This window comes from Xenorhabdus sp. KJ12.1 (assembly GCF_963876495.1).
GTDB classification, from domain to species: Bacteria; Pseudomonadota; Gammaproteobacteria; order Enterobacterales; family Enterobacteriaceae; genus Xenorhabdus; species Xenorhabdus stockiae.
The window spans coordinates 1-3,114 of record NZ_CAWNQH010000124.1; the positions used below are offsets into that span (position 1 = coordinate 1).

General features: G+C 41.9%; 3 protein-coding genes and 1 pseudogene. 2 read left to right on the plus strand and 2 right to left on the minus strand.

Going from position 1 to position 3,114, the window contains the following annotated elements; genetic code table 11:
- Positions 1-137: pseudogene (locus AACS92_RS22285) on the plus strand (IS982 family transposase); the annotation flags it as partial.
- On the plus strand, positions 137-349 hold the full coding sequence (locus AACS92_RS22290) for a hypothetical protein (protein ID WP_099111991.1): 213 nt from the start codon (positions 137-139) through the stop codon (positions 347-349). The pseudogene AACS92_RS22285 and the gene AACS92_RS22290, both read left to right, overlap by 1 nt.
- A 137-nt stretch (positions 350-486) precedes the next feature.
- Here AACS92_RS22290 and AACS92_RS22295 read toward each other — a convergent pair whose 3' ends face one another.
- Both AACS92_RS22295 and AACS92_RS22300 read right to left on the minus strand, forming a co-directional pair.
- Positions 487-1,467 carry a ParB family protein gene (locus AACS92_RS22295; RefSeq protein ID WP_099111992.1) on the minus strand — a complete coding sequence of 327 codons (981 nt, stop codon included), beginning with the start codon at positions 1,465-1,467 and terminating at the stop codon, positions 487-489.
- Entirely contained in the window at positions 1,457-2,674 is a 1,218-nt protein-coding gene (locus AACS92_RS22300) for an AAA family ATPase (protein ID WP_099111993.1), read from the minus strand. Before AACS92_RS22300 ends, AACS92_RS22295 begins: the two co-directional genes overlap by 11 nt.
- Positions 2,675-3,114 lie beyond the last annotated feature (440 nt).

Below are 3,114 nucleotides of genomic sequence, written 5' to 3' on the forward strand. Positions count from 1 at the left end.
TCGATCAGCTCAAGAATATTTCTCAGATAGAGCATTCAAGGCATCGCAGTCAACTCGGTTTTTTATTGGAAGTTACTGCCGGCCTTATTGCTTATACATTCCAACCTAAAAAAACCGAGCTTGAATCTACGGGATAATGAGATCGCTATTTTTAAGCGAAGCTGAGGTTAATCAAGTCGGAGACTTTTTTCTTTTGCTTGATGAACCAGATAATCACCTAGATATTGATTCTAGAGTTCAGCTAGCTAAGGCCCTACATCAATTTAACGGTAGTATCTTGGTCGTAAGTCATGATCCAGATTTTATTGAAGAGATTGGTGTTAATGAAAAGTTTTCCTTAGAAATTTAGAATATCAGGTCACGACACCAAAGCGCTAATATGATATTCTTAACGCGATGCTCGACTTCAACAAGTCAATGTTATAGGATGTTAAAGTCGAGCAACGCGTCAAATTCATTTAATTATAGGTGAAGTAGGCTGGCGAATTATTCATTTAAATCGAAATGTTTTCGCATTAATAGTTGGATCATTCCTTCCAATTCTTCCTGAAATTCTTTTGGTACACGGTTAAATTCAAAACTCACGGCTCTACCTTTAGCTCGTTTACGAGCAAAAGAATCCTTATTTTTGAAGTTCCAAAGAGAACTCACCTGCTGCTTTTCTGCTGCGGTTTTTTTTGCTTTGTTGCTGCTAAAATCTTTAAACAGTTTGATGATGTTCGACTTCATTTCGTCGGGAGCAACTAGCTTGGTTTTATCCATATGCTGGATTTCACTACGCACGCAGCTAATGACTTCGTCAATCGAAAGTTTGTTTTTCTTGATGTCAATGGTGACGCCTAAAAGTGCTTTATAGTCTGGATAGCTCAATTCTGCGATGACAGGAAACATAGCAACAATATCACTAGGTACTGAAGCACACTGGATTGCACGAGTCACTTTGGATTGTGACATGTTGCTAGACTCAGCGATTTCCTTCTGAGTCATCCCCCCTTCCCGCAACTGGATCAGGCGCAAGCCGACTTCACGAATGTTGTGCTCTCTTGCAGTCTGGATATCTGCGGCAAGTTGTCTTGCGTCATCGGAGTTGATGTTGGTGTTCGTGACTAAAATATCTAAACCAACACTACAGAAAATCGCGGCGGCGCGTCTGCGAGAACCATCCAGAATCTCTATCTTGCCATCAATACGACGGCCTATTGCTGGGAAGAATTGTTGAAGACTGATAGTGCGTATGATGTCACTGACAGATTCTTTTGTCAGCGCATTTTGATCTCGACCGTTAACCAAAAAATTAACGGTCGTTTCAGATTCCAGTTTATCGACTGGAATATGTTCGAGTTGAAATATGGCTGTTTGACCCGAAGCCAGGGTGAAACGCTGTTCTGTAGTTTGGTTCTCTACTGGTGTATCCAAGGATACTGAATTAAATGTTCTGCCAATGGTTAGACGTTTTTTATTTTGCATTATTGCCTCTGTTGACCCTGATGAATTCAATACGATCAAAAACTGCTTTGGCGAAGTCTTCTGCTGCGCCTTTCGCATTCTTTAGCGCTTCGCCGCTGCCGATATACGTAGCAGGGTTTGCGGAAATGACGGTATCAAAGGATTCTCCACAACGCTCGAATCCATCTAGGCGGGGGATGGCGAAATCAAGCATGTCACCACCAAAAATTTCTTTTGCCAGGCTATGACAGAGCTTGTGATCGGTCTTATTAACTAATTTGGACATAAAACCGATGTTACCTCTGAGGCGAGTTGATGCACCTGTAGATTCGATTATTTCTACCAGCTCCGGCAAGCGAGCCAAGTATTTCAGCGTACTGTGGAAATCCACTTGTGCGGGTGGGATTGGAGTCATAAGAAAGTCTGAGGCAGCGATCGCGTTAGATAAGAAAGAGTCCAAGTGTGGCCCGCTGTCGATAAAGATGAAGTCGTAATGATGTTTCACTTTATCAATGATATTTTCGCGAAGGATGGTATAGATGTTCTGGTTTGGCAGGTGTTCTGCGCAGAGTTCTTCCCAACGTGATGCGATGAATGCGTCTTCAATGGATGCAGGGATAATATCTACGCCTGTAACAACTGAAGACGTGACAAATTCAGACAGCAGTTCTTCGCGGGAAACGTTTTGCAACATAGCTTGGGCTGATGTTGTATCAACAGAACCGATAGATTGCTCATGATCGAGGAACATGGTTGCCGATGCCTGTGGGTCAAGGTCGATAACCAAGATCCTAAGGTCCTCGAAAATCAAGTGCGGATGGGTGCGTAATGCATGTGCCAGAGAAACTGTACTGACGGTTTTGGATACTCCTCCCTTCAAGTTACCTATAAAGAAGGTCAATGCTTCGTGATAGCGAGCCCGGTATTTGGGTACGCCTCTGTGATGGTACAGATCTATGATGTTCTCAATTGTCATTGCGTACTTGGATGAAGAGCCTGCTTGCTTTTTGCCAAATACATATCCCTGCGCTTCCATTTCGTTAACGGCATAATCCACGCTGGCGCGCGTTAACTTGGGTAATTTTGCGAGAGCCGCCTTTGAATACGTTTGGTAATAGGCTGTTTTACTCAACTCCAGCTTTTGGCTTTGGATTTGGTGACTGAGCGACTGGAGTAGACGAACTGACCTTTGCGCAACTTTGTCTAATTGTTTATAGGTTTTATTCATTATTTTACCGTATGTGTAGGTTTTTTGATTTTATTTAAATATCCTACATAAAACTATAAATGTAAAATTTTTAAATTGAAAAGCGCTTTATTTTGCTTATTTTCCACATAGAGATTTTATGATTATCTTATTGTTTTAAATTATTTTTTATGAGGAATTTCAGGGTGAAATCGCCAGAATTTCGCCTCAATTTCAGAGGGGGAATGGAATTTTGTGTTCTGGCTTAACCAGCTTATCAGGAGGGCTATTGAGAAATCATAAAATTCCACATGAAAAAGAAGAGCTAGTAAACATAGAAACGGGGATATGGTTTTAGTACTACAGCCGTGATCCATATTGTATCATGATGACTCTCTATCTTCCTAACACCAAGGGAGGTGTCCTATGACCTCACCTGTCAACCTCTGGGAACAGGAGCTACGGGGCGTGCATTCCCGTCT